Below are 25,245 nucleotides of genomic sequence, written 5' to 3'. Positions count from 1 at the left end.
AAAGCTTCCTCGAATAGGCCTGATACATAGATGCAACCGGGTTCCTATGTTCAAAAAGCAGCTAGACAGTGTGGGCGAGTCCATACATAGGAGCGGGTTTACCCGCGAATACGGTGGCGGCGGCAACATTGAATGACCAGGGATACGGGCTAGCAGGGCCGGCCCTTTCGCGGGTAAACCCGCTCCTACAGGCTACCGCGCACAAGGCTGTTGCTTTCACCTTGCGCGCGTAAAAGGTCATCTGGCAGACAGCTCTTCGACACTGATCTCGCGCATCCGGAATTTCTGCACCTTGCCCGTAACCGTCATTGGGAACTCGTCGACAAAACGGAAGTACCGGGGCACCTTGAAGTGCGCAATCCTTGCCCTCGCCCACTCACGCAACTCTGCCTCGCTGGCAGCATGCCCCGGGTGCAGCCGCACCCAGGCCACGATCTCTTCACCGTACTTGCTGCACGGCACGCCAATCACCTGCACATCGGCCACCGCCGGGTGGGTGAAGAAGAACTCCTCCAGCTCGCGCGGGTAAATGTTCTCGCCGCCGCGAATGATCATGTCCTTGCTGCGCCCGACAATACACACATAGCCCTGCTCGTCCATCACCGCCAGGTCGCCGGTGTGCATCCAGCCGTCTGCGTCAATGCTCTCGGCGGTGGCTTTGGGGTTGTTCCAGTAACCCAGCATCACGCTGTAGCCGCGGGTGCACAGTTCGCCGATCTCGCCGCGCGGGACAGTGTTGCCTTCGGCGTCCACCACCTTGCTCTCCAGCCAGGGCTGGGTGCGACCGACGCTGGTCACGCGACGCTCCAGGTCGTCAGCGGCACCGGTCTGCAAGGACACCGGGCTGGTCTCGGTCATGCCATAGGCAATCTGCATTTCGGCCATGTGCATCTCGCCAATCACCCGGCGCATCACCTCGATCGGGCAGGTCGCGCCGGCCATGATCCCGGTGCGCAGGCTCGACAGGTCGAATTCACCACGCTGCGGATGGTCCAGCTCGGCAATGAACATGGTCGGCACGCCATACAACGCAGTGGCTTTTTCCTGCGCCACTGCGCGCAGCGTGGCCAGCGGGTCGAAGGCATCGCTGGGGTAAATCATTGCGCTGCCGTGGGTCATGCAGCCAAGGTTGGCCATGACCATGCCGAAGCAGTGGTAAAGCGGAACCGGCACCACCAGCCGATCGTGCTCGGTAAGGCCCAGGCTTTCACCGACCATGTACCCGTTGTTGAGGATATTGCTGTGGCTAAGGGTGGCTCCCTTGGGGAAACCGGTGGTGCCTGAGGTGTACTGGATGTTGATCGGGTCGTCACAACGCAGTTGTGCCTGGCGTTCGGCCAGGGCCTCGCCGCTGACAACCTCGGCAAGGGCCTGCAATGCGTGCCAGGCCATAAACCCTGGCGGTGGCGACAGCGCCAGGCTGACCACGCCACGCAGCTCAGGGAAGCGCTCGCAGATCAGTGCGCCCGGTTGGCCGCTGGCCAGGCCCGGGAGCAGGCCCTGCAGCATGGCGTGGTAATCGGAGGTCTTGAAGGCGTCGGCACAGATCACCCAGCGGCAGCCGGACTGGCCAAGGGCATAGTCCAGTTCGCTGGAGCGGTAGGCCGGGTTGATGTTGACCAGGATCGCGCCAACCTTGGCGCTGGCGAACTGGGTAATGCACCACTCGGCGCAATTGGGTGCCCAGATGCCAAGACGGTCACCGGGCTGCACGCCCAGGGCCATCAGCGCGCGGGCGTGCTGGTCGACGGCGTCGGCCAGTTGCCGCCACGTGTAGCGCAGGGCCTGATGGTGCACCACCAGCGCCTCACGGTCGGGGAAGCGGGCCACGGTGGCATCGAACGCGTCGCCGATGCATTGGGTCAGCAGGGGCTTGTCCTGGTTGCCCTGGGTGTAGCTTGGCTGGGGCATGGGCGTTCTCTTGTTGTTCTTGTGTTTTCTGTGCTGGCTTATTCGCGGGTGAACCCGCTCCTACACCGGACGGCACCACATTTGGGGCCTGCGGTGGTTTTTGCAGGAGCGGGTTTACCCGCGAAGAAGCCCACACCGTTTCAGCGAACGAACACCTGCGGCGTCGTGGTAGACATGTCCCCCCCCGGCAACTTGATGTTCTTCACCTTTTCCAGCGTATCCGGGTTGAACACCGCCAGGTCGTTGAAGGTGCCGCCCAGGTAAAGCTTGTCGCCCTTCTTGTCGAACGTCACGCAGTAGTAGGTGTGCTCCAGATTAGCCGCCTTGATCAGCTTTCGCTGTTTGATGTCGTACTTGGCCAGACGGTTGAGCACGCCGTAGATCTGGTTCGGGTCCTTGGGCGAGCGCAGGCCGGTGAAGTACAGCTCGGTCAGGTCGGCGAACTCCTGGGTGTGGGTCTTGCCGGTCTTCAGATCGATGCTCAGGTAGCCATACAGCGGTTCGGCGGTGGCCGGGTCCTGCTTGTCATCCTTGAACTTGGCAATGGTGTAGAGCATGGTGAACTCGTGGCGCGGGCTCTGGTGCGGCCAGAAGTACAGCACGTCCGGGGCGCTGTAGCCTTTGCGGTTCCAGTTGCGCAACGGCAGGGCCACCGTGTATTTGCCGGTCTTCACATCCATCTTGTAGATGTCCGGCCCGGCAACGTACAGGCTGCCATCGTCGGAGGCGCGCATCAGGTACACCTGGCGCGGCATCGGAAAGGTGCGTACGGGCTTGGCCTGAAGGCCATCAGCGGTGCTGAACACCTCCAGCCGCGGTGGTTTGACCACGTAATGGTCGTTCAGCCTCTGGGTCGGGTTGACCGTGGCGTACACCTCTTTGCCATCGGGGCTGATGGCGAACGAGTATATCGACCGGCCAACTTCACCGGCTACGCTGGACAGGTTGGCGTGGAAGGTGTTCTTGCAGGTGTCCAGGTCAATGCCGTAGATGTCGCCGTAATGGTTGTTGAGCACGTAGGCGGTGCGGTTGTCCGGCGCCATCATTGCGGTGCCAGGGCCAAACTTGTCGGGCATCCGGCAGCTTTTGAAGACCGTGTCACTGGCCACATCGACCACATGCAGGTTGTTCGGGTAGTTGGTCACGATCATGTATTCGTGGCCAGCCTTGAGTGCCGGGCCAGTGTCGTCGGCCTGTGCCAGCCCGGCGCAAGCCATGGCGGCGATGGTGAGCGCCAATGGCGCGCAGCGTCCAGCTTTCATGCGGTTTCCCCTTGTCATTCTTGTTGGGCCGTCACTTGTCTTTCGGGAACACGGTGCCGAGGTTGCGCCAGTCCTCTGCCGAGTTGGTCGCCTGGGCGTTCCAGTCCTGGTAGGTGCTCATCATGTCCGGCACCTGGGCCGGCCACCAGCAAGGGTCCGAACAACCATAGAGGTCGGCTTCCATCGGCTGGCACAGCGAGCTCACGCCGCCAAAGGCGTCCACCTCCCAGCCCGGGTCGGTAGTGGCCGTACAGCCTGCCACCGCGCTCATTGCCATCACTTCTTCGACACGGTCTTCGGCGGCGGCCTGCTCCAGGATGCGCGCCTTGTTGTTCAGGGGCTTCAAGTGCTTCATGTCAGTGCGCCTTCCGCGGGGTGATGTAGCGATCGATGAAGGCCGGGTTGGCGGCCATGATGCGGCTGTAGACTTCAATGCCGAAATCCACCCAGTCGCGCATCAGTTCGCAGTAGTGATAAGTCGGGTGCTGCGGGTCGCCGTAGCGCGCATAGCTCTCGTGATAGCAGCCGCCGGAGCACAGGTTGCGAATGCGGCAGCTTTCACAGCCGGTGTTGCTGCGGTCCAGGCGCTGCGACAGAAAGTCGTTGAGCTGCGCCTGCTTCACGCCCTGGTGCACGTTACCGAAGGTGGGCAGGCTGGAGCCGGTGAAGCGGTGGCACAGGTTCAGCTCACCTTCATGGTCCACCGCCAGCATCTTCAACCCGGCGCCACACGGCAGGGCCTTCTTGTGGCCTTCGTGGATGTCGGTGATCAACTGGTGCAGGTTGGAGAAGCCGATGTTGCGGTGCTCCAGTGCCGCCTCCAGGTAGCGCCGGCCGAGTGCCTTCATGTTGGCGAAGACCTGCACCAGCTCTTCGCCAGTGAGGTTGAAGTCGGCCATGTCACCGGAGGTAACCGGGGCAAAGCCAACCTCGGCAAAACCCATTTCGTTGAACAGGTGGTTCCAGATGGTTTCAACGTCGGTAATGCCACGGGTCAGCGTGACCCGCGCGCCCACCGGCCGGCTGGTGTAGCGGGACAGCAGCAGGTCGGCCTTGCGCCGCACCACGTCATAGGTGCCCTGCCCGCCCACGGTGATACGGTTGCGGTCGTGCACGGTCTTGGGGCCATCGATGCTGATCGACAGGCCAAAGCGGTGGGCGTTGAGCCAATCGATGATTTCTTCGGTCAGCAAGGTAGCGTTGGTGGTCATGATGAACTCCACCTGCTTGCCCGCCTCGGCGAACCGCCGCTCGCAGTAAGCCACCATGTGCTCGATCAACGGCCGGTTGGACAGCGGTTCGCCACCGAAGAACACCACGCTGTAGCGCTGCTCGTTGGGTGACTCCTTGAGCAGCATCTCCACCGAGGCTTCGGCGGTGGCGGTACTCATCTTCTTGCCGGCGGAAGGCTTGTCCAGGTCTTCCTTGTAGCAATAGGTGCAGCTGAGGTTGCAGCCGGTGTTGACGTTGAGCACCACGGTGTTGAGCGCGGTGCGCTCGACCTGCCTGAGGGCGATTTCCGGGGTCAGCGGCGAGCCGTCGCTGACCAGCTCCAGCGCGATCAGCTCGCGCAGGGTGTCCTGGATATCCTCGCCGGCAAACTGCTGGCCAAGGCGCTGCATCAGCTCCTCGGCCGAGCAGCCTTGCTGGCGCAAGGTGTCGATGATGCCGCCGGTCACCGCATCAGCGGTGAACAGCGAACTGCTGGGGATATGGAACAGCATGCGGTCGGCATCAACCTGTACTTCGTGCAGGTTGCGTTCGACCAGGTTCAGTAGTACGCCCATGGCGACCTCCCGATAATCGATTCGTTGGAAAACCGTTGCAGCCTGCCGTTATGGCAGCGGCGGGTTGTTCCAGCGCTGTACGGTGACGATCATGTGCCCTTCGCCGGTCTGGCCACCGTCGGCCAGCGTGGCGATGACCTTGAGGTTACCGGCGTTGTTGGTCATCATCTTGCGCTCCGGGTTGGGCCCGGCACCGCCAGGCACGAACACGCCGTCGGCCTGCATCTGCCCGGCGAACTTGACGTCTTCATCCTCGACAGCACGCTCGTTGAACGGCTCGACCCTCCAGCTGGCCGGCAGGTAGCCGATACGCAGCGGCTGGCCATCGGCATCCTTGCCCCAGGCTTCGGCCTCGAAACGCCCCTGCACTTTCGGCACGGAGGCGCCGTTCTCGCCAATGCGTGCGATGGAGAACGCCGGCACGACCTTCACTTCGTCGACCTTGTCGTAAACCGCCAGGTTCACGCCCTTGAGCGCACCTACCGCCACCTCGCGCAGGCCTGGCCTGGCATCGGATGCGGCGCGGGCCTTGACCCTTACCAAGGTCTGGGTCTGCTCCAGCACTTCGGTCACTTCCACCCCGGCGCCCAGGTCCGGCTTGCCAGTCAGGCCGCTGCCAACCAGGGTGATTTCGCTTTCGCCGCCGGCCTTGATGAACGCCGGTTGTACCGCCAGCAACTGCGCCTTGCCTTCCTTCACGGCGCTGAAGTCCAAGCCGCGCTCATCGTGATCGGCTTCGAACATACGGCCTTTCATTTCGCCATCGAGCGCGGCGAACACCTGGCGCAGGTTGGTATCGCCAACCTTCACATTGCCGCGCCATTCATAACCGTTGTACAGGATGGCCGAGCCGCTGCCGTTGAAGGGTGTACCGTCGGCGTAAGCACCCTTGACCTCGACCTTGAAGGAATCGCCCTCTCCGGCCGTGACGCTCATCACCCCACGTACATCGCCCTTGGCCAGCATATGGCCGCTGAATGCCCACTGCCCCGGCAGTACGTCCGCCTTGGGCTTGGCCTTCTGCCATTCGGCCCAGGCCGCGCTTTCCATCGGGTAACGCTTGGCAAGGTCCGGCACCACTTGCTGCAAGGCGATCGGCAACCAGTCGCGGTCACGCGCCTGGGCCTGGTATTCAAGGGACGGCCACTGGCCAAGGTGGAAGTTGACCAGGTGTTCCCACTCCTTGGCCGGGCGCCGTTGCAAGGCGACACGGGCACCCGAGTGGCAACGGCCACAGGTCTCACTGAGCTGGGTGTCGAAGTGCTCGACGGTATTGAGCCGGCGCTCCATGGCGTAACGCACGCCATCGGTTTCGCTGGGCGCCAGGCCCTGTTTGTCGGCCAGGTATTTGACCAGCGTGCGACGGTCGTCGTCGCTGATCTGAAGGCCATGCATCACCTGCATGCGGGCGATGCTCATCAGCCAGCCTTCCGGCGTCTTGCGCTGGTGGCTGATGCGGCTATAGGTGTCGTTGCCTTCGGGGATATGGCACCCCATGCACTTGTTCTGCAACAGGCTCGGGCCCTGCTCGGCCGCCATGGCCTGGGTGCTCAGCAGCGCGGCGGCGACCAGCGCCAGTTTGCCCGCATGCCGCCGGAGTCGAGTCGTCTTCAAGGTCAGACCTCCACGGTTGTTGTTCTTATCGTTTTCGCACGCTTTGGTACAGCAGGTGTGCATGTGACGGTTGTGATACAGGAACTGTGCCAGTTAGGGTAAAAGCGTTTCCTTTCAACCTATTAAGCGGTTTTCGGGGCTTGGCCAGGAGCCGGGATGGCCATTTGCAGCGTGCCATTTCGCGACAGGGTGTTTCATGTTGAGACAGGGCCCGCGAAGAGGCCGAACAGCCACTGTTTCACCACCGTCTCACACCGTCTCAATGTGCAACAGCGCAACCCGGCAATCGCAACCTTGCGCTCAGGCAAAACCCAACGCCCACAACGCTTTGCGGCCATCAGCCCAGGTTGGCACGGCCATTGCGCCAGTGCCCGTCACATCCAATGACAAGAGGCACAGCCCCATGCTTTCCGAACTGCCCATCCTGCCCACCACCCGCGCCTTTCTCGAACGCAAGCTGAAGATGCGCATCGGTGCCGACTGGCAGGACGCCGCCAGCGGTCGCACCCTGTCGTTCCGCAACCCGGCCACCGGCGAAGTGCTGGGTGAAGTGCCGGCCGCCGAGGCCGAAGATGTCGACCGCGCCGTGCGCGCTGCACGCCAGGCCTTCGACGACTCGCCCTGGAGCCGCATGCGCCCACGCGAGCGGCAGAACCTGCTGTGGCGCCTGGCCGACCTGATGGAGCGCGATGCGCCTCAGCTGGCCGAACTGGAATGCCTGAACAATGGCAAGAGCGCCGCCGTGGCCCAGGTGATGGACGTGCAACTGGCCATCGACTTCCTGCGCTATATGGCTGGCTGGGCTACCAAGATCGAGGGTAGCACCGTCGAAGCGTCCATGCCGTTGATGCCCAACGACCAGTTCCACGGCTTCGTGCGCCGCGAGGCAGTGGGCGTGGTTGGCGCCATCGTTGCCTGGAACTTCCCACTGCTGCTGGCCTGCTGGAAGCTCGGCCCGGCACTGGCCACCGGCTGCACCGTGGTGCTCAAGCCTGCCGATGAAACCCCACTGAGCGTGCTCAAGCTGGCCGAACTGGTCGACGAGGCCGGCTACCCGGCCGGTGTGTTCAACGTGGTTACCGGTACCGGCCTGAACGCCGGCGCCGCGCTCAGCCGCCACCCCGGCGTAGACAAACTGACCTTCACCGGCTCCACCGAGGTCGGCAAGCTGATCGGCAAGGCGGCCATGGACAACATGACCCGCGTAACCCTGGAACTGGGCGGTAAGTCGCCGACCATCGTCATGCCCGACGCCAACCTGCAGGAAGCCGCAGCCGGTGCAGCCACGGCGATCTTCTTCAACCAGGGCCAGGTGTGCTGCGCAGGCTCGCGACTGTATGTGCACCGCAAGCACTTCGACAACGTGGTGGCCGATATCGCCGGGATCGCCAATGCCATGAAGCTGGGCAACGGGCTGGACCCGGCGGTGCAGATGGGCCCGTTGATTTCAGCCAAGCAGCAAGACCGCGTCACTGGCTACATTGAGCTTGGCCGCGAACTGGGCGCCACCATCGCCTGCGGGGGTGAAGGTTTCGGGCCTGGTTACTTCGTCAAGCCGACGGTGATTGTCGATGTGGACCAACGTCACCGCCTGGTACAGGAAGAGATCTTCGGGCCGGTGCTGGTGGCGATGCCATTCGATGACATCGACGAAGTGATCGGCATGGCCAACGACAACCCCTATGGCCTGGGTGCAAGCATCTGGTCCAACGACCTGGCCGCGGTGCACCGCATGATCCCGCGCATCAAGTCCGGCTCGGTGTGGGTCAACTGCCACAGCGCGCTCGACCCGGCACTGCCGTTTGGTGGCTACAAGATGTCTGGCGTTGGTCGTGAGATGGGTTCAGCGGCCATCGAGCATTACACGGAGCTGAAATCGGTGTTGATCAAGCTCTGATCTTTTTTCCTGTACCGGCCTCTTCGCGGGTAAACCCGCTCCTACACCAGGTATCACATGCCCTGTAGGAGCGGGTTCACCCGCGAAGAGGCCGGCACAGGCAACAAAAAAACAACAATAAAAACCATGGAGCAAACCCATGAGGCACACACTCGCCTGCACATTGGCCCTGCTGTTAACCGCCCCCGCCACCCAAGCCTACGAGCTGTACAACCACGATGGCACCAGCCTCAACGCCGACCTCGAAGCCCTGTTCGGCGTCTTCCATAGCGACGAAAGCTTCAACCAGGCCGGCAACCGCCAACCCGGCAGCACCGCCTGGCAGGAAGGCTACGTAAAATACGGCCTCAGCGGCAGCCAGACCCTGGCCGATAGCGGCACCCTCTACGGCGCCTTCAGCCTGCTCAGTTCCGCCACCTGGGGCGATGGCGACGCCGCCGGCCTGACCTTGGGCGACGAACGCCGCACCGCCGTCGAAGACCTGTATTTGGGCTGGCGTTCGGCCAACCTGTTTCCGGCGCTGGGTGAAGATGGCGTCGACATTTCCGGTGGCCGCCAGGTCGTCACCCTGGGTGATGGTTTCCTGATCCAGGGTGACCCGGTCAACCTGGGCAAGGTCGACCTGGGGGCCAACTTCGACCGCGGCGGTGCCTACTACCTGGCCGCACGCAAGGCCTTCGACCGCACCGCCGTGCTGCGCCTGGGCGGCAACCAGGGCTGGCGCGGTGACCTGATGTGGTTGAAGTCCGACAACCATTACCAGGCCGACACTTCCCTGGCGGTCGCCAACCTGGAGCACGTCGCCGACACCGGTACCGTCGGCCTGAGCTGGATCCGCGGCCTCGACGTGGACCAGCGCTACGCGCAGATCATGGGCCTGGAACACCGCGACGGCATGGACACCGCCAGCCTGCGCGGGCGCGGCAACCTGGGCGTCAAAGACCTGGAGCTGGCCGCCGAGTACGTGACCCAGGACAAGACCGGCGGGCGCGAGAATGCCTGGTACCTGGAGGGCAACTGGACCTTCTCCCAATTGCCCTGGTCACCTACCGCCACCTATCGCTACAGCCGCTTCTCAGAAGGCTTCGACCCGCTGTTCTATGGCCTGAGCCGGGGCTACGGCACCTGGTTCCAGGGTGAAGTGGCAGCCAACTATGCCGGGCCGTTCAACAAGAACAGCCAAGTGCACCATGTAGCGCTGAAGGGCAAGCCACGGGACAACCTGACCGTCGGCGCACTGTACTTCGACTTCGACACGCTGGACACCGACCAGGGCAACCTTGGCGGGCGCGAGCTGGACCTGTATGTGGAATGGATGGTCAACGACCACCTGCTGATCAGCCCGGTGGTGGGGTTCTACAAGCCGGAGCGCAGTGCTGCCAATGGCGGTACGCAGCTGGGTGGGCGGGATACCGGGACTTACCTGCAATTAATTGTCGGGACCTTCTTCTGACCTGCAATAGCGGGGCGCGGCGCGCCCCTTCTGCACCACCGCGCTTGATCAAATTTAATCATCAAGCCTGCCAAGCTGCATGAATTCTCACCACCTTAACCCGCTCTAACCTGCGTAAATCAGGCCTTTCAGGGCTTGGCACAGGCTGTGCAAAAGATCCTCGCGAGCCAACGCTCGACCATAAAAACAACACATCGAGGCCTGTTCATGAACACCACCCTGAAGCCAAGCATTGTCCAACTGCCGCCTGAGCCCCATGCCGCCATCGTCGACCGCTATGGCCTGCATGGCGGGCACATCGGCACCGGCGAGGATGAATCACCTTGGGTCCCGTTCGGCGATTGCGCCGCCATACGCCACCTCAGCTTCGATGTACGAACCGGCAGCGTGTGCAACATTCTCTGGGTCAAGGGCGGCGGCCGCATCGGCACCCACCGGCACCGCGCAGCGGTGTCAGCAGTAACGCTGGAGGGCACCTGGGGATATTACGAGTACGACTGGGTCGCAAAGCCCGGCAGCTTTGTCTTCGAAACCCCAGGCACGGCGCACACCCTGTATTCCGATGACCCGCAAGGCATGAAGGCACTGTTCTGGATTCACGGGCCTATCGAGTTTTTCGACGAGCACGGCCAGCACACCGAAACCACCGATGTGTTCTGGTTCATCAATCATTACGTGAGCCATTGCGAGAAACACGGGCTGCCAATCAACCAGGCGTTGTTCCTGTGAGCGGGTGCAGCAGTCGACAGACAGGGAGGCGCAGATGAAGTACTGGGAACGATTTGCCGTCGAAGGCTTGACCTGTGTGGTCACCGGCGCCGCCAGCGGCATTGGTCTGGCCTATGCCGAAGTGATGGCCGAAGCAGGGGCGCAGGTCACCCTGCTTGACGTGGACGACGAACGCCTGCAAGAACACGTAGCGCGGTTGACCGCGCTGGGTTTCGCCGTGCACGGTGAAGTGGTGGACGCCACCGATCGCCAGGCGATGTATGCCTGTTTCGAACGCATCGGCGAGCGCTATGGCCGACTGGATGTTGTGTTCGCCAACGCCGGCATCGACGCTGGCCCCGGCTTTCTGGACAGCGAGGGCCAGCGCTGCGCTGAAGGCGCACTGGAGACGTTGGACGAAGCGCACTGGGACAAGGTGCTTGCAACCAACCTCACCTCGGTGTTCACCACCCTGCGTGCGGCAGTGTGCTTGATGAAACCGCGTGGTCAGGGCCGCATCATCGTCACAACCTCCAATGCCGCGATCATCAATGAAGCCATCGTCGGCACCCCCTACATGCCAGCCAAGGCCGGCGCTGCGTCACTCGTGCGGCAGGCCGCGATGGAACTGGCCCGCTACGGCATCAACGTAAACGCGATCGCGCCTGGCCCGTTCGTGACCAACATCGCCGGGGGCCGTTTGCGCAACCCGGCCGACCGTGCGGCCTTCGCTCAGCGAGTGCCGCAACATCGGATCGCCTCCACCGAGGAAATCAAGGGCCTGGCCTTGTTCCTGGCCTCGCCTGCCTCGGATTACGTCACGGGCGCGCAGATTGTCATAGACGGCGGGCAGATGCTCGGCCGGGTGGACTGAGGAGGCGATGATGCAAGCAATTCTGTTCAAGGGCCTGAACCAGCCCTTGCAATTGGGCACGGTTGCGATGCCTGTGCCCGCTGCCGACGAAGTTCTGATAGAGGTGTGTCGCTGCGGCATCTGCGGCAGTGACCTGCACATGACCCAGGACCCGGCTTTCAATATTGCCCCAGGCAGCGTGCTGGGCCATGAGTACAGCGGCCGTGTGGTTGAGTGTGGCAAGCAGGTAAACAACCTGAAAGTCGGCGATGCCGTGGCCGTGGCACCTTTGCGCGGTTGTGGGCAGTGCGCCAGTTGCCTGCGCGGTGAGCCTGCCTGGTGCCCCGCGTTCAGCTTGCAGGGGGGTGGTTTTGCGCAGTGGGCGACTGCCAAGGGCCACCAGTGCCGGGTTATTCCGAGCAGTGTCGGGCTCAAGGACAGCGCCCTCGCCGAGCCCCTTGCCGTGGCTTTGCACGGTGTGATGCGGGCAGGGCTCAAGCCTGGCGCGAAGGTACTGATTCTGGGCGCAGGGGCTATCGGCCTGGCAGTGGCCTACTGGGCCAGGCGCCTGGGTGCAGCCACCGTCGCCATAACCGACTTGGGCGATTGGCAGCGCGAGCGCGCGTTGCATCTTGGGGCGACGCACTTTCTGGTAGGCGACGGCGCACTGCCAGCGTGTATTGCGCAAAACCTGGGCAGCGCGGCCGACATCGTTTTCGAGTGTGTCGGCCGCCCAGGCCTGATTGCACAGGCTATCGACCATGTGCGCCCACGGGGCACGGTTGTGGTGCTTGGGCTGTGCACGGTCGCGGACAGGTTCATGCCGTTCCAGGCAGTGTCCAAGGAGGTGAACCTGATCATGTCGGCGTTTTTCAACATGGACGAGTTCTGCGCCGCTGTAGATGTGCTGGACGGCCCGGATGCCACCCCACTGACGATGGTCAGCGAAACGGTGTCGCTGGCCGAAATGCCCCTGGCATTCGAAGCCCTGCGCCAACGCCAGCATCAATGCAAGGTCATGGTTGCCCCCCAGCAGGCCTGATCCCTTCAGCCATCACCGGTAAAAACCTCCCGCTTCGGCGGGAGGTTTGCGTTCAGGGCCTACAACCCGAGCGCGGAACCGAGGTTGTACATGACCTCCAGGGCTATTACCGCACCGTCGCCACTCACTGGCGCGCTGGGGTTGTAGAAGTTGTCCGGGTTGAAGATGTACTGCACGCTGGGCTCCAGGGCGAGGTTGCGGGTGACTTGCCAGTGCGTGTTCAGCTCGATGCGTGACACACCTCGACGCGTACGCTCATCGCGGCCGGTGGCAAGCAGCCGCGCGTGCTCTTGCCAGGCTGCCTGGCGCGCACCCAGGCGCAGGTAGCTGGCCTTGAGGTTGAGCGTATCCTGCGGCCGACCGAACGGGCCAAGGCGGGTCACACCAACTTCGGCGAAATGGGAAAAAGGCTGCATGTCATCGGCGCTCCAGGACCAGGCGCCAAACACCTGCCAACCCCGCTCGGGCACGGCGGCCTCGCCTTCTCTGGCCAATGTCTGGCGGAACTTGAACAGCAGCCCATCGCTCCCCCTGCGCAAGCGGCCATCCATGGGGTCGATCTGTTCGCCGGTGTTATGAAAACCGTTCAGTTCGTAATGGTACGCATAAGGGTCCTGGGTAAAATCCGCTTTCGCCCCTACCCCGGCCAGCCAGGTGACACCGCTGGCGTCCCCCGGGTCCCAGTCAAATCCCTTGGTACGTTTGAAGTAGTGCTGGGGGTTGGATTCGAACACCCCGCTGTGCAGGTAGTAACCTGAATCGAAACGGTATCGGGTGTAGCCACCCCAACTGCCGTAGGGGTACGGCAGGATACCGGTGGAGTTATCGATGACCGGGTCGTTGCAGGTGATCACGTTTTCACAGTTGGCCATGTAGAAGTGCTGACGGGCATTGCTGCGGCCCACTGCCAGTTCCAGGCGGTCCTGCAACAGGCGCTGGTTCCAGGTAAAGCGAGCCAGGTAGCCGGTATCGATGTCGTTGTGCATCGGTGCCCCGGCAAAGAAACTCCCGGCCTTGCCCTGCCAACTGTCCTGGGCAGGCTGCCCCTCGCCACGCATGAACGGGAAGAACACGTACTGCAGGCTGAACGATGCCCCGGCGATGTTGGCCAATGCATCAAGGTCGCCCTCGACTCCGGCAAACACGTTGCCGCTGTTGGCATAGTGGTAAGGGTCAGGGCCGGTATCCAGGTTTTTCACCGACAGGTTCCACACTTGCAGGTCCAGCTTGATCGCCTCCTGTGCGTGGGCAGCACACGCAAAGGCGGTCAATGCAATGGACAAGGCGGTAACGCGAACGCCAGGCACCCAGGTGCCGCTCGGTTGAGCATTCATGATGCACTCTCTGTTTTTGTTGTTATGAAGTGCGACCTGAAACTACCGCTTCAGGAAGTCGCGCCTGGTGCATCGCAAGGGCTGTGCCAGCCCCCGGGACGCGGCGAAACGCCCTGTATCATGGGGTTGTGCCAACAGTATTCGTTGCCTGGCTTGATCAAATTGATCCGCTTTGATCAAGCTCGATCATCAATTCACCCCTGCCCATGGGCCTTCAGTCGGTAGGCCAGCTGCGGACGGCTGATACCCAGTTGCCGAGCTGCGGCAGACAGATTGCCATTACAGGCCTGCAACACCAGCCGATATTGCTCCAGTTGCTGGTTGTGAATGGCGTGCTTGAGTTCGGCCATGGGCGTGCCCTGCGGTTCCGGCTCGCTGGCCGCTTTGCACAGGCTGCCGTCACCGCCCACGCCCAACCCGGCGCGGGGCGCCTGCTCACCGCAGGGGAACAGGTGCTGGGTACGAATCGATGCTTGCCCGGGTGCCGCAATCACACCTCTCTCCACCAGATTTTGCAGCTCTCGCACGTTGCCGGGGTAGCTGTAGTTGAGCAGCGCTTCCACGGCCCGGGCACTGAACCCGGTGACCTGCTTGCCGTGCAGTTGGGTGAAGTGTTTGAAAAAGTGCTCCATCAGCAGCGGGATGTCATCCCGGCGCTCACGCAGCGGAGGCAGGTGAATGGGGAACACATTCAGCCTGAAGAACAGGTCTTCCCTGAAGGTGCCGCGAGCAATCGCTTCGCGCAAGTTGGCGTTGGTCGCAGCAATAACCCGCAAGTCCACCTTGATCGGCCTGTTGCCGCCCACCCGCTCGATTTCTCCCTCTTGCAAGGCGCGCAGCAGCTTGGTTTGGGCGCTCATGCTCAACGCCTGGACCTCATCCAGGAACAGCGTGCCGCCAGAGGCCCGTTCGAAACGACCTGTACGCGCCTGCGTTGCACCGGTGTAGGCGCCTTTTTCGGCACCGAACAGTTCAGCTTCCAGCAGGCTTTCTGGTAAAGCCGCACAGTTGACCGCCACCAACGGTTGTTGGGCGCGCGGGCTGAGCCGATGCAGCGCCTTGGCGAACACCTCTTTGCCAACGCCCGACTCACCGCTGAACAGCACCGTGGCTCGGGTGGGTGCCACTTGCGCAATTTGATGACGGGCAACGCTGAAAGCAGCAGAAATACCGACCATGTCGTCCTGCAGCGGCAAGCTGCTGGCCGTACAGGCAGGTTGTACCGCCTCGCCCTCGGAGGGCGACCAGATCGAGTTCATCTGAATGAAGTGCGCAGGGTCCCAGTAGCGCTGCTCGGCGCCGTGCTCATGATCTGGCAAGCGATCTGCCGTATCGCCGACAATCCGGCAGCAGCGGCCGCCAGCGGCCACGCACTCGACCTCACGGTACACCACCAGCTTGCCGATAAAGGCGCTGGCATAACCGGCGGCGTAGCCGAGGGTCATCCAGCACGCAGCCTCGTCGCCAACCCCGTAGTGGGCTATGTGCTCATGGGCTTCACGCGAGTCGTGCCACAGGTATTCCCCGTGGAAGTGGCCGCGTTCGATGTCCAGGTCAAGGTCGAGCGTTTCCACCCGCACCACACCCTGCAACGCATGCAGCCGGCCGCCGGCAATGAACGAGCTGCGCTCGTCCGATGCCGGCCAGCGCTTGCGTACCAGCGCGGCATCCTGGCTACCCGCCGAATAACCGATGCGCATCAGGATGCGCCGCGCGCCTTCGCGCCCGACGCTTTCGATCAACTCGCGGCGCAATGCACCCAGCGCGCTGGAATGCAGCATGACCATGCTCTGGTCGTCCAGCCAGATACGCGCATCCTCATCTGAAAACCGCAGGTAGCGACGCAGGTCGGCCGGGGTCGGGCTGCTGGTTTCATAGGCCTGAGGGGAACGCGACACAGCTTCGCGGGGTGCCGCGATGGATGAACGACTCATACCTTCTCCTATTGTTCTTGTTCTGCGCACGGGTGGTGTCACGCGATGGCCAGGCCGATATTTGATCATCAACTTTTGCCAGCTTGATCAACAAAGATCAAGGCTTGCGCCGCTCCAGCCCCGGCTCAAGGCCTTGTATGCAAGGGCCTGGGGCTGGCCTGCGCAATTGGCCTAGCGTTTGCTATCACCTGCAGGCGGACGCCTTTGAACGTCGCGTATTCCAATAACAATAATCATGCAGGAGATACACCATGCGCCGCTGGTTCTCTTCCTACGAAAACCGCTTGCTGTTCGTGCTCAGCCTCAGTTTCGGTTTTGTTTTCTTCGACCGTAATGCAATGAGTTTCCTGGCGCCCTTCGTGGCCGCCGACCTGTCCTTGAGCAACACCCAGATCGGCTTGCTGGTATCGGCCTTGTCATTGACCTGGGCACTGTCCGGGTACCTGCTTGGCGCCCGTTCCGACCGCAGCGGGCGCCGAAAGCCTTACCTGTTGGTGGCCGTGATCGTGTTTTCGGTGTGCTCGTTCTTCTCCGGGCTGGCCAGCACCTTCTTCATGCTGCTGGCTGCCCGCCTGCTGATGGGGGTGGCCGAAGGCCCGATACTGCCTATCTCGCAAACCCTGATGGCGATGAACTCCACGGCAAGCCGCCGCGGCCACAACATGGGCATCATGCAGAACTTTGGCAGCAACCTGCTGGGCTCATGCATCGCGCCCCTGCTCCTGGTGGCCCTGGCCAGCCACTACCACTGGCGCCTTGCATTCATCGTCGCGGGCATCCCCGGGTTGATTGCCGCGTGCATGATCTGGAAGTACGTACGCGAGCCCAGGGAGGTAGTCATTGCCCAGCCGACGACACCGTCCGCCTCGCAGCCCGTCGCAGCAGGTTCGTTGTTAGAACTGCTGCGTTATCGCAACGTCTGGTTGAGCATGCTCATCGCGTGTTTCTACGTGGCGTGGATGGTGCTGGGGTGGGCGTTCATGCCGGTGTACTACATGAACGAGCGGCAGTTCGGCTCTACCGAAATGGGTATCTTGATGAGCGTGCTGGGTGCCAGTGCCACGCTCTGCAGTTTCATCGTGCCTGCGCTTTCCGACCGCCTGGGCCGGCGCCTGGTAGTGGTGGTGTTCTCCCTGATCGGGGCGCTCACGCCGCTGGCAGCGCTGTATTTTCAAGGGCCGTTCTGGATGCTTTGCACGGTGTTGTTCATCACCTGGTCGGCCAGCGGAGTGGCGCCGATCTTCATGGCCACCATTCCATCAGAAACCGTACCGGTTCATCGCATTGCCGCCTGCGTCGGGCTGGTGATGGGCATGGGTGAAGTGGTCGGCGGCGTGCTCAGTCCGGTGCTGGGCGGCTGGCTGGCGGACATTCATGGTCTTGGCGCCCCGTTGCTGCTACAAGCAGGGTGCGCAATCGTTGTTGGAGTGCTGGGGTTGGGGCTGATTGAAACTGCCCCCCTGCGCGCAGTCGGGCGCAGCAACCTGACGGCGGTAAGCGAGTAGCGGTCCAGAGGCTCCGAGCCGGGATCCTGGGGACGCCATGCAGCCCCGGGGTTCAGGTATAGCCCTGTTCTGTGAGCCAACGTCGCACCATTTTCTGATGCTCAACCTGCTGTCCCTCAAGCACAGCACTGAGCGCCAGGCCAGCATGAAGCCCGCGAACTATCGGTGCCAGTTCTACACCTTGCAAATGCCAAACCCCCAGCGGCTGGTCCGCCGTCACCACGACCTCGGCTTCATCCACCAGCCCGTCACGCAACACTGGCTGGCGTGCCACTCGCACCGCTCGCCAGTCCGTGCTCAGATGCAGGGGTTGCGCATCCGGCCAACCCTGGCGCCGGGCCCAGAACGGTTGCCCCACCCGGCTTTGTTCCTGGGCATAGAAATCCCGGCCAATGCGGGCAAAACGCAAGAACAGCTGCTCGACCCGCTGCTGGTGAAACTGCCGCGCCAGCTCGGCCCGCTCAGGCCTGCGCAGCAACGTATTGATCACCACCGGCGCCTGCAATGCCGAAGAGAGCGACTGAAAAATCCCGTTGCCCGACAGCGGGTCAACGGCCATCGCCGCATCGCCCACCCGGATCCAGTCCTGCCCGACACATTCTCCTGCCAGAATGGCGGTACTGCTGCGTGCATGCACCTGTGCCGGTATCAATGCCTGATCGTCGAACAGTTCGGCGACCAATGCGCTGCGGCCCCGCAACATAACGCAGTACGCTGCCAACCCAGCCTTTCCCGGCAGCCCGGCAGCGTCCTGGGTGACTTGCCAGTAACAGCGGCCATCTTCCAGCCGTGCCATCCACGCCCAGCCATCCTCCAGGCTTTCCACCGCCGACGCAGGCGCACCCGGGCTACCTTGCCAGACATTGAGCAGGCTGACCGTTTCCGGCCCACGCAGGCGGTCTGCGGCCAGGGGTGCCTGGCGGCCTCGGGCCTCGACCAGGAAATCAGCGCTCAGCACCTGCCCATCGTCCAGGCGCACATGATGACCGCCCCCCTGCACGACCTCACGCACCCGCCCCTCGACCACACTCACGCCTGCGCGCTGAAGGTCTTCGCGCAGCGCTTGGTCAAAACGTTGCCGGTCGAGCAAAAACTCCTGGTTCATCTGCAGATGCTGGCCATTCCAGTGCACCTGGCGGGTGGCCGGCATGGCCGCCTGGCTCAAGGCCCCGCCCAGGCCTGCATGACGCAAGCCCTCCAGCACCCGCTGCGAAACGCCTTCTACGGCCGCGAAACGGCGCCACTCCGACACCACCGTCACGGTGTAACCCAGCCGCCGCAAGCCAATGGCCGTGGCGGCACCCGCAGGGCCGGCACCCAGCACCACAATGCGCGGCTCAACCATGGCTGGGCCCCCGACGCTCTGGGCCGATGAACGCCGCGTGATCGCGCAACCAGTCATGGACCTGCTGGCGATCCCTACCCGGCTCGTCACGCAGCAAAGCCGCAATCCTTCCGCTCAAAGCTGCACAGCCCAAGCTCGCACCCGCTCGGCCGCCCGCCCCCACATAACCGCCAAAGTCCGCCTGTCGGGTGCCAAGCCAGGACCACTGGCCGGGCGCACAACGCGCATCACCGGTCAATCGAAATACCCCAGGGTAGCTGGCCGGGTACACCGGCCCACCCTGCGCCGGGCTGGATGCACACAACAGCACGCCAGCTGCCAGCGCCTCGGCACAAGCCTGATGCAGCACGGGCCGGTCCTGCTGCAAGCCCAGGCTGAGATTGACCAGCGTGGCCCCCGATTCCACCAGCCACAGCAATGCGGCAGCCACCTGCAACGCACTGGTGCTGGCCTGGGCACTGAACACCTGGGCCACCAGCACCGACACCGGACCGGCCTCGTGTTGCAAGCTGGCGAGCACTGCACTGCCGTGCCCAAGCGGGTCGGGGAGCATTTCACCTTCGCGCAACTGGCCGTCTTCCAGCCAGAAACGGCGGGCGTCCAGCAAGCCGTTGGCCTGCTCCGGCGAGCAGCCGCTGTCGATGATGCCAACGCGCACGTCAGTGCCCATGATTGATCACCTCCTGCGCCAGTACCTGCAACTGGCCGTCATGCAGTTGCAGGTGCAGGTCGGCATCGGCCAAGGTCGAAGCCCGGTGGCTGATCAGGATGCGCGTGCGGCCGGAGAACAGTTGGTCGATGGCCGCGATCACTTCACGTTCGGTGGCTTCGTCCACCGCCGAAGTGGCCTCGTCCAGCACCAGAATCGCCGGGGCCTGCAACACTGCACGAGCAATGGCGATGCGTTGTTTCTGCCCCCCGGACAACTGCTGGCCGCGCTCGCCCAGCAAGCCATCCAGGCCCAACGGCAGGCTGTCGACCAGGCTGTCCAGCCGCGCCAGGCGCACCACCCGTTCCAGTTCATCACGGCTGACCTCGGGCACGCCATAAGCCAGGTTCTGCGCCAGGGTGCCACGGAACAGCACGATGTCCTGGCTGACCACGGCGATTCGCCTGCGCAGCGCAGCCAGATCAAGGTCGCGCAGATCGACGCCGTCCAGCAGGATGCGCCCGGCGTCCGGGTCGTAAAAGCGCTGCAACAGGTCGATCAGGGTTGACTTGCCCACCCCGGAGGCACCGCTGATGGCGACTTTCAGGCCACCCGGGATGCTCACCCGCACGTTGTCCAGTACCGCCCCCTGACGCCCCTCATGGGCAAAGCTCAGCGCCTCCAGGCGCAACTCGCCGGGGCCATCGGGGATGGGCTGCGGGTTGGCGGTCTGATGCACCGCTACCGCTTCCTGCTTCAGTTCCATCACCCTTCCCAGGCTGACAGCCATGCGCTGCACCGCCACGTACAAGCCCAACAGGCTCTGCACCGGCCCAACCGCCATGCCCATGTAAGTAGAAAAAGCGATCAACGCGCCCAGTTGCCAGGTGCCCTGGATCACCCACCAGCCACCGACCAGGAACGCACAGGCGCGGCACCACGAGGTGAGCGTGCCGGGGATGGCCTGGGTGAAGAATTCGGTCACCTGCACCTTCAGCAACTGGCGCATGTAACCTTGCCCAAGCTGGTCCAGGCGCCCTGCTTCCCGGCCTTGCTGGCCGGCCGCCTGAATGAACTTCATCGCCGGCAGGGTCTCGACCAGGAAAGACGACACGTCCGCCGAGCGCTCACGCAAGTTGCGCACTTCGCGCTCCACCTTGCGCCGCATCCAGCGCAGCCACAGCACTTCGATCGGCACCAGCAGCGCCAGCAACAGCGACAACTGCCACGACAGCATCAGCATCAACGTCACCGCGCCCACCAGGCCGATCACCGCCGACACCGCCGAGAACAGCGAGTCCACGGCAAAGCGCTGGATCTCTGCCACATCGCCATCCAGCCGCGAAAGAATGTCGCCGATACGCCGCCGCCCGTAAAAGGTCGGCGACAACTGCTGCAGATGGCGGTAAAGATCGTCGCGCAAGGCGAACAGGATGCGCCCCGACAAGCGCGTATGCAGGTAGCGGTTGACGCCGGCCAGCACCGTGCCCAGCAGGCCCGCGCCGATCATGATTGCCGCCATGTGCCAAAGCGTCTGGTAATCCTTGGCCAGCAGCCCTTCATCGATCAGGGTCTTGACCAGCCAGGGCTGCGCCAGCGCCAGCAGCGATGCACCCAGCGACAAGCTGAGCAACAGGCCGATGGCACGCCGATGGGGGCGCACGAAACCATACAGCCAGGCCAACGCCTGGCGCATGAGTACAGGGTCGCTGGAATCCACCAGCCTTGCGAACAGGCCGCCCACGTCAGCCGCGCAACTGCTTGAGCTTGCGGTACAGCGTCGCCCGGCTGATACCCAGTGCCGCGGCGGCGGCCGAGACGTTGCCCTGGTGGCGCGCCAGGGCACCGCGAATCTGTTCCAGTTCACTGTCCTTGAGGCTGCCGGAGGGCGCTGTGCTGCTGGCCAGTTCGTCCAGCAGGCAGTCGGTAAGGTGATCGAGGGTCAGCACCTGCTCGCCATCCTCGCGCATGGCCAGCGCGGTGCGCACCACCATTTCCAGCTGACGGATGTTGCCAGGCCAGTCGAAGCCTTCGAGCAACGCGGTCAACGCCGGGTCGAGGGTTACACCACGCGCATCGGCCTTGTCCAGCAGGCCCTGGATGATCGCCGCCAGGTCCTCACGTTCACGCAGGGCCGGCAGGCGCAGCGACACGCCGTTGACCCGGTAGAACAGGTCTTCACGGAAGTGTTGTTCCTGGACCAGGCGCTTGAGGTCGCGGTGGGTGGCGCAGATCAGCGCCACGTCGATGTCCTGCTCGTCACCCGCCCCCAAGGGTGCTACGCGGCGCTCCTGCAGTACCCGCAGCAGGCGTGCTTGCAGGGCGAGCGGCATGTCGCCGATTTCGTCGAGGAACAGCGTGCCACCATGGGCCTGCATCAGCCGCCCGACCATGCCACCGCGCCGCGAACCGGTGAAGGCGCCCTCACGGTAGCCGAACAGCTCGGACTCGATCAGCCCTTCGGGAATGGCCGCGCAGTTGACCGCCACGAACGGTTTGTCGGCACGCGGGCTGGCCTGGTGCAAGGCCCGAGCGACCACTTCCTTGCCGGTACCGGTTTCGCCCAGCAGCAGCACTGGCAAACCGTTGCCCAGCCCCTGGCGAGCCATGCGCAGGTTGCGCGCCAGGCGTTGATCACCACCGGCCAGAGCATCGAGTGCAGGCGACTGTTTGCTCAAGGCCGGCTTGCTGGATGGTGTGCTGGGGGTTACCCGGCCATGGCGCGGCAGCTGTAGGGCACGGAAATAGAACTCGCCCTTGGCCGTCTGCACGCTGCTGACCCCGCCCTGCCACAGGCGAGCGATAAAGGCCGGGGAACGTTCGCCCAGCAGGTCGGTGCTGCGCCGCCCAATCAGTTCGTGACGCGGCACCTGCAACAGCTGGCAGGCACTGTCGTTGGCAGCCAGCACTTCGCCGTCCAGGCTCAGGGCCAACAGGCCGTGCCAGGCACTGTTGAGGTACTGCGGGCGGCTGTGGAAGGCCAGCACCAGGTGCTCCGGATGGCACAGGCCAAACAGGCGGCTTTCAATGTTGCCGGCCGCCAGCATCAGGGTCGACAGGCTGTCCTGCGGTTGCGCCATCACCCCTTCGCGGGTGATGTCGAGCACGCCGATCACCTCGCCGCGCGGGTCGCGCAGCGGGACGGATGTGCAGGAGAACGGGCTGAGGCGGTCAAGGTAGTGTTCACCGCAGTTGATCAGCGTCGGCCGGCCTTCGACCACGGCCGTGCCGATGGCATTGGTGCCGCGCAGCGATTCGCTCCAGCAACTGCCCGGGTGCAGATCGCGCAGGCCTTCGCGTTGCAGCACGTGCTTCTGGCCTTCGATGGCCAGCACGTTGGCCTGGGCATCGCCGAGGATGACGATGCCAGCCTTGCCCTGGCGCGCGACCAGGTAGTCGAGTTCGGGGGCGACGGCATCGATCAGCAGGCGGTTGCGCTCCAGCAGCAGGCGCAGGTCATGGCCCTGTTCCAGGCCCAGGCCGACCTGTTCGCCCTGCAGACAGTCCAGGCCGTGGCCCAGGCTGCGGCGCCAGGAGGCGTCGATCTCGTCGCGCAGCATCCCTAGCGGTAGTTCGCCTTCGCTGGCCAGCTTCAGGCGGGCCTCGCGGGATTCGTGCAGCGGGTCGTGGGCGTTTGTTATTAGTTGTCGCGCCATTTTCTACTCCGGCTGTGCCCCGCAATGTGACGGGGTACGGGCTTGGGAATTTTCCGCAGTGTGCGGGAGAAATGGCTGGGCGTCATCTGGTAGTGGATGGATTGGGGTGTAGCTGGCCAGGTTACTTGAAGCTCGCGCAATCCCTGTGGAAGCTGGCTTGCCGGCGATCACCGGCGTTGCCGGTGCGATCCACCGCGTCGCCTGCTTCGCGGGCTTGCCCGCTCCCACAGGGTTCGCACCAAGCCTGAGGACTGCGCTGTACCTGTGGGAGCGGGCGAGCCCGCGAAGAGGCCCTCGAGGTCAATCAGGGATATCGATCGCTATCACCAATACCCAAGCCCCGTCAGGCACTCGACGCCGCCTTCCGCCCAGCCAGCTGCTGCCTCTCAACCCCATCCAGCAACGCCTCCACCACCGCCTTGGCCGAATCCAACCCATGGTCATTGCTCAACAGCAGATCACGGCAGGTGCCCTTGGCCAGTTCCAGCGCCTTGAGGTTGGTCGCAAACGCCCCTTTCAGCAGCGTGGACAGGTGCACCAGCGCATCTTCGTAATCCACGCCCGAACGAACCGCGAACAACGGTGGATGGCTGCATTCGCAGGTGGAAAAACTGGAGGCCGCCGTGGTGGCGCGTACAGGAGGATCAGGTAAGCCTTTTGTCATTGTGTCGCTCCTTGATTCACTGGAGTCGCCACACAACGTGACCAAACGAATGGGTGGCGACTGTACGCGGGTTGGTCAACCGGGAATCAAGGAAACCGGCGCGCACGGAGGCGCCCCACGCACAGCCGCCATAAAACGAAACAGCCGGGCACAAAAAAGCGCCAACTGTATCGCAGAGCGGGCGCTTGTGCGCCTTGATGATTGCGGGTGACCAAACCCGACTGCTGGATTGACAGCAGCGGGCAAAGACTACCGAGGTCAGGGAAGGGTTTCAAGCTGAGGGCATGCGCAGTAACACTTCTGTTGCCTGATCGCACTCCTGGCCGGCTGCTGCGGCCGATGTGGGAGCCTTGTGTCGCGATAGGGCTGCGATGGCGCACTCCTTTCAAGGTGATCGGTGAGGCCTGGACGAAAACGCCGGAGCGATTCCCTATCAATCCGCACCATCTCATTCGGGGACCGTCCCCCCTCGCGGGCCATACTTACCAGATCCTCTTTGAGCGCCGGAGGCGATATTAGGTAAAACTGTGAGAGCCACTGGCATGGATTAACCCGCCCCCACACCCCAACAGTATATGTCAACTGTTAAAAATAACGATTGCGGCCCGTTATTCACTAATCTATATATACCTACAATATTAAATAAACCAGGGGTAATGATCGATGCTACGCTATACCCCCTATGGTTGGCACATGGCGGCTAACCACTCAACCCTCGCATTCAACGATCAGCCGCTCGATAAAATATCCGATGGATATTTACTTGGGAATGGTCGGCGCGGATACAAGCCGTGCTTGATGCGCTTTTGTTCGCCGGACAATTTAAGTCCATTTCAATCAGGCGGCATCAACAGCTACGCCTACTGCCAAGGAGACCCGATCAACTTTGTTGATCCAAGTGGCCATTCCAGCGTTCTGCCACTACAAATTCTGGCCGCGCAAAAATTACCGCCTTCGTCAAGGCTAGGAAATTTAAGAGCATCCAACCTGCGGTCATCCCAATTAATGTATGATGATTACATAAAAATATTAAACAAAAAAAAGCCAAACCTCTATACCATGGAGAGTCTCGAAATATTCAAGGGACCACACACAGAAGTCATGATCAAAGCGTCGGCACGTGATGCTTACTTTTCGGTTAGAAGCAAAGATTTCAGCCGTCTGGTAATAAAGAAGCACCGAGACCGCTTAATATTAGCAGGTATCGACGAAGTTACACTAGAGCAACGAGACCAAGCTAGAGATGCGATATATCTTGGCAAGCCCCCGACAGACCCTGAAATCATACCACTATACCGTGGATTGCTTGAGATCAGTAACCTATATGCCCCCCCTACAGTGGGTTCCACTACTCTACTCAGCAGGCCAAGTGCGCTTCACGGGCGCAACTATCAGGAGCAGGTAAAAATACTAAGAAACAGAACGCACTCATCCCATTTCAACTTCTCACTAACTCAATGAAAGCCGATCGCCTAGCCGGTAGCTTGTACTATTGCCTGCATCGAACAAGCCAAAGTCTCGAAATGCTTTAGGGAAACTCCAATCAAGTTGCCCGAAACCTGAAATTCGCAATGTTTTCAAGCAAATTCAGCACAGGTCAGGCGGCCTGTGCTGACTTGATCAGAGCTTCC

Annotated in this window: 19 protein-coding genes; 7 read left to right on the top strand and 12 right to left on the bottom strand. The window is 62.7% G+C overall.

Features of this window, described 5'->3' with window-relative positions; translation table 11 throughout:
* Positions 1-237: 237 nt before the first annotated feature.
* The 5 genes from ACYCCG_RS21600 to peaA form a co-directional block, all read right to left on the bottom strand.
* On the bottom strand, positions 238-1,911 hold the full coding sequence (locus ACYCCG_RS21600; protein WP_459671718.1) for a fatty acid CoA ligase family protein: 1,674 nt from the start codon (positions 1,909-1,911) through the stop codon (positions 238-240).
* A gap of 140 nt (positions 1,912-2,051) precedes the next feature.
* Complete coding sequence (peaD, locus tag ACYCCG_RS21595; RefSeq protein WP_339443857.1) at positions 2,052-3,173, bottom strand: quinohemoprotein amine dehydrogenase subunit beta; 1,122 nt, start codon at positions 3,171-3,173, stop codon at positions 2,052-2,054.
* 31 nt (positions 3,174-3,204) lie between these two features.
* Complete coding sequence (qhpC, locus tag ACYCCG_RS21590) at positions 3,205-3,528, bottom strand: quinohemoprotein amine dehydrogenase subunit gamma (RefSeq protein ID WP_014590799.1); 324 nt, start codon at positions 3,526-3,528, stop codon at positions 3,205-3,207.
* A gap of 1 nt (position 3,529) precedes the next feature.
* On the bottom strand, positions 3,530-4,960 hold the full coding sequence (gene peaB, locus ACYCCG_RS21585) for a quinohemoprotein amine dehydrogenase maturation protein (protein WP_064492342.1): 1,431 nt from the start codon (positions 4,958-4,960) through the stop codon (positions 3,530-3,532).
* Positions 4,961-5,008: 48 nt separating this feature from the next.
* Positions 5,009-6,574, bottom strand: coding sequence for a quinohemoprotein amine dehydrogenase subunit alpha (gene peaA, locus ACYCCG_RS21580; RefSeq protein ID WP_209965559.1), 1,566 nt, complete (start codon positions 6,572-6,574; stop codon positions 5,009-5,011).
* A gap of 403 nt (positions 6,575-6,977) precedes the next feature.
* Between peaA and ACYCCG_RS21575 the strand changes: the two genes are divergently transcribed.
* The 5 genes from ACYCCG_RS21575 (at position 6,978) to ACYCCG_RS21555 (ending at position 12,527) form a co-directional block, all read left to right on the top strand.
* Entirely contained in the window at positions 6,978-8,471 is a 1,494-nt protein-coding gene (locus ACYCCG_RS21575; RefSeq protein ID WP_459671714.1) for an aldehyde dehydrogenase family protein, read from the top strand.
* 139 nt (positions 8,472-8,610) lie between these two features.
* Positions 8,611-9,924 (top strand): alginate export family protein, encoded by a 1,314-nt coding sequence (locus ACYCCG_RS21570; RefSeq protein WP_404700918.1) that lies wholly within the window; start codon positions 8,611-8,613, stop codon positions 9,922-9,924.
* A 207-nt stretch (positions 9,925-10,131) separates the two neighbouring features.
* Positions 10,132-10,653, top strand: coding sequence for a 2,4'-dihydroxyacetophenone dioxygenase family protein (locus tag ACYCCG_RS21565; protein WP_021782944.1), 522 nt, complete (start codon positions 10,132-10,134; stop codon positions 10,651-10,653).
* A gap of 34 nt (positions 10,654-10,687) precedes the next feature.
* Positions 10,688-11,506, top strand: a complete 819-nt coding sequence (locus tag ACYCCG_RS21560) for an SDR family NAD(P)-dependent oxidoreductase (protein ID WP_021782943.1) — start codon at positions 10,688-10,690, stop codon at positions 11,504-11,506.
* A gap of 10 nt (positions 11,507-11,516) precedes the next feature.
* Entirely contained in the window at positions 11,517-12,527 is a 1,011-nt protein-coding gene (locus ACYCCG_RS21555) for an alcohol dehydrogenase catalytic domain-containing protein (RefSeq protein ID WP_252459527.1), read from the top strand.
* 59 nt (positions 12,528-12,586) lie between these two features.
* Here the strand turns inward: ACYCCG_RS21555 and ACYCCG_RS21550 are convergent, their stop codons facing one another.
* Together ACYCCG_RS21550 and ACYCCG_RS21545 are read right to left on the bottom strand one after the other, a co-directional pair.
* Positions 12,587-13,861 carry a carbohydrate porin gene (locus ACYCCG_RS21550; RefSeq protein ID WP_129932241.1) on the bottom strand — a complete coding sequence of 425 codons (1,275 nt, stop codon included), beginning with the start codon at positions 13,859-13,861 and terminating at the stop codon, positions 12,587-12,589.
* Positions 13,862-14,055: 194 nt separating this feature from the next.
* Positions 14,056-15,795, bottom strand: a complete 1,740-nt coding sequence (locus ACYCCG_RS21545) for a sigma 54-interacting transcriptional regulator (RefSeq protein WP_459671710.1) — start codon at positions 15,793-15,795, stop codon at positions 14,056-14,058.
* A 251-nt stretch (positions 15,796-16,046) separates the two neighbouring features.
* Here ACYCCG_RS21545 and ACYCCG_RS21540 point away from each other — a divergent pair, with 251 nt between their 5' ends.
* Positions 16,047-17,300 (top strand): MFS transporter, encoded by a 1,254-nt coding sequence (locus tag ACYCCG_RS21540; RefSeq protein ID WP_129932243.1) that lies wholly within the window; start codon positions 16,047-16,049, stop codon positions 17,298-17,300.
* 52 nt (positions 17,301-17,352) lie between these two features.
* On the opposite strand, the gene qhpG is transcribed toward ACYCCG_RS21540, so the two are convergent.
* The 5 genes from qhpG to ACYCCG_RS21515 all read right to left on the bottom strand — a co-directional run bounded on the left by qhpG (position 17,353) and on the right by ACYCCG_RS21515 (position 23,530).
* On the bottom strand, positions 17,353-18,645 hold the full coding sequence (gene qhpG / locus ACYCCG_RS21535; protein ID WP_459671708.1) for a flavin-dependent monooxygenase QhpG: 1,293 nt from the start codon (positions 18,643-18,645) through the stop codon (positions 17,353-17,355).
* A complete protein-coding gene (qhpE, locus tag ACYCCG_RS21530) occupies positions 18,638-19,315 on the bottom strand; it encodes a subtilisin-like serine protease QhpE (protein WP_209965549.1) in 678 nt (225 codons plus the stop codon). The genes qhpG and qhpE overlap by 8 nt, the downstream gene beginning before the upstream one ends.
* Entirely contained in the window at positions 19,305-21,038 is a 1,734-nt protein-coding gene (locus ACYCCG_RS21525) for an ABC transporter ATP-binding protein (RefSeq protein WP_339533509.1), read from the bottom strand. The genes qhpE and ACYCCG_RS21525 overlap by 11 nt, the downstream gene beginning before the upstream one ends.
* Before the next feature lies 1 nt (position 21,039).
* Positions 21,040-22,950 carry a sigma-54-dependent Fis family transcriptional regulator gene (locus ACYCCG_RS21520; protein WP_176683372.1) on the bottom strand — a complete coding sequence of 637 codons (1,911 nt, stop codon included), beginning with the start codon at positions 22,948-22,950 and terminating at the stop codon, positions 21,040-21,042.
* 343 nt (positions 22,951-23,293) lie between these two features.
* Positions 23,294-23,530 (bottom strand): hypothetical protein, encoded by a 237-nt coding sequence (locus ACYCCG_RS21515; RefSeq protein WP_029380666.1) that lies wholly within the window; start codon positions 23,528-23,530, stop codon positions 23,294-23,296.
* A gap of 747 nt (positions 23,531-24,277) precedes the next feature.
* On the opposite strand from ACYCCG_RS21515, the gene ACYCCG_RS21510 reads away from it, so the two are divergent.
* Complete coding sequence (locus ACYCCG_RS21510; RefSeq protein ID WP_209965545.1) at positions 24,278-25,075, top strand: RHS repeat-associated core domain-containing protein; 798 nt, start codon at positions 24,278-24,280, stop codon at positions 25,073-25,075.
* Positions 25,076-25,245 lie beyond the last annotated feature (170 nt).

Source organism: Pseudomonas sp. VEM90, from assembly GCF_054611535.1.
The sequence above is the reverse complement of the archived record's forward strand: the minus strand, read 5'-3'. Positions and strand labels throughout refer to the sequence as shown.

Excerpts from the sequence above, each read along its gene's own strand:
- ACYCCG_RS21600 (WP_459671718.1), bottom strand. The coding sequence starts at position 1,911 with ATGCCCCAGCCAAGCTACACCCAGGGCAACCAGGACAAGCCCCTGCTG.
- peaD (WP_339443857.1), bottom strand. The coding sequence starts at position 3,173 with ATGAAAGCTGGACGCTGCGCGCCATTGGCGCTCACCATCGCCGCCATG.
- qhpC (WP_014590799.1), bottom strand. The coding sequence starts at position 3,528 with ATGAAGCACTTGAAGCCCCTGAACAACAAGGCGCGCATCCTGGAGCAG.
- peaB (WP_064492342.1), bottom strand. The coding sequence starts at position 4,960 with ATGGGCGTACTACTGAACCTGGTCGAACGCAACCTGCACGAAGTACAG.
- ACYCCG_RS21575 (WP_459671714.1), top strand. The coding sequence starts at position 6,978 with ATGCTTTCCGAACTGCCCATCCTGCCCACCACCCGCGCCTTTCTCGAA.
- ACYCCG_RS21570 (WP_404700918.1), top strand. The coding sequence starts at position 8,611 with ATGAGGCACACACTCGCCTGCACATTGGCCCTGCTGTTAACCGCCCCC.
- ACYCCG_RS21565 (WP_021782944.1), top strand. The coding sequence starts at position 10,132 with ATGAACACCACCCTGAAGCCAAGCATTGTCCAACTGCCGCCTGAGCCC.
- ACYCCG_RS21560 (WP_021782943.1), top strand. The coding sequence starts at position 10,688 with ATGAAGTACTGGGAACGATTTGCCGTCGAAGGCTTGACCTGTGTGGTC.
- ACYCCG_RS21555 (WP_252459527.1), top strand. The coding sequence starts at position 11,517 with ATGCAAGCAATTCTGTTCAAGGGCCTGAACCAGCCCTTGCAATTGGGC.
- ACYCCG_RS21550 (WP_129932241.1), bottom strand. The coding sequence starts at position 13,861 with ATGAATGCTCAACCGAGCGGCACCTGGGTGCCTGGCGTTCGCGTTACC.
- ACYCCG_RS21545 (WP_459671710.1), bottom strand. The coding sequence starts at position 15,795 with ATGAGTCGTTCATCCATCGCGGCACCCCGCGAAGCTGTGTCGCGTTCC.
- ACYCCG_RS21540 (WP_129932243.1), top strand. The coding sequence starts at position 16,047 with ATGCGCCGCTGGTTCTCTTCCTACGAAAACCGCTTGCTGTTCGTGCTC.
- qhpG (WP_459671708.1), bottom strand. The coding sequence starts at position 18,645 with ATGGTTGAGCCGCGCATTGTGGTGCTGGGTGCCGGCCCTGCGGGTGCC.
- qhpE (WP_209965549.1), bottom strand. The coding sequence starts at position 19,315 with ATGGGCACTGACGTGCGCGTTGGCATCATCGACAGCGGCTGCTCGCCG.
- ACYCCG_RS21520 (WP_176683372.1), bottom strand. The coding sequence starts at position 22,950 with ATGGCGCGACAACTAATAACAAACGCCCACGACCCGCTGCACGAATCC.
- ACYCCG_RS21510 (WP_209965545.1), top strand. The coding sequence starts at position 24,278 with ATGCTACGCTATACCCCCTATGGTTGGCACATGGCGGCTAACCACTCA.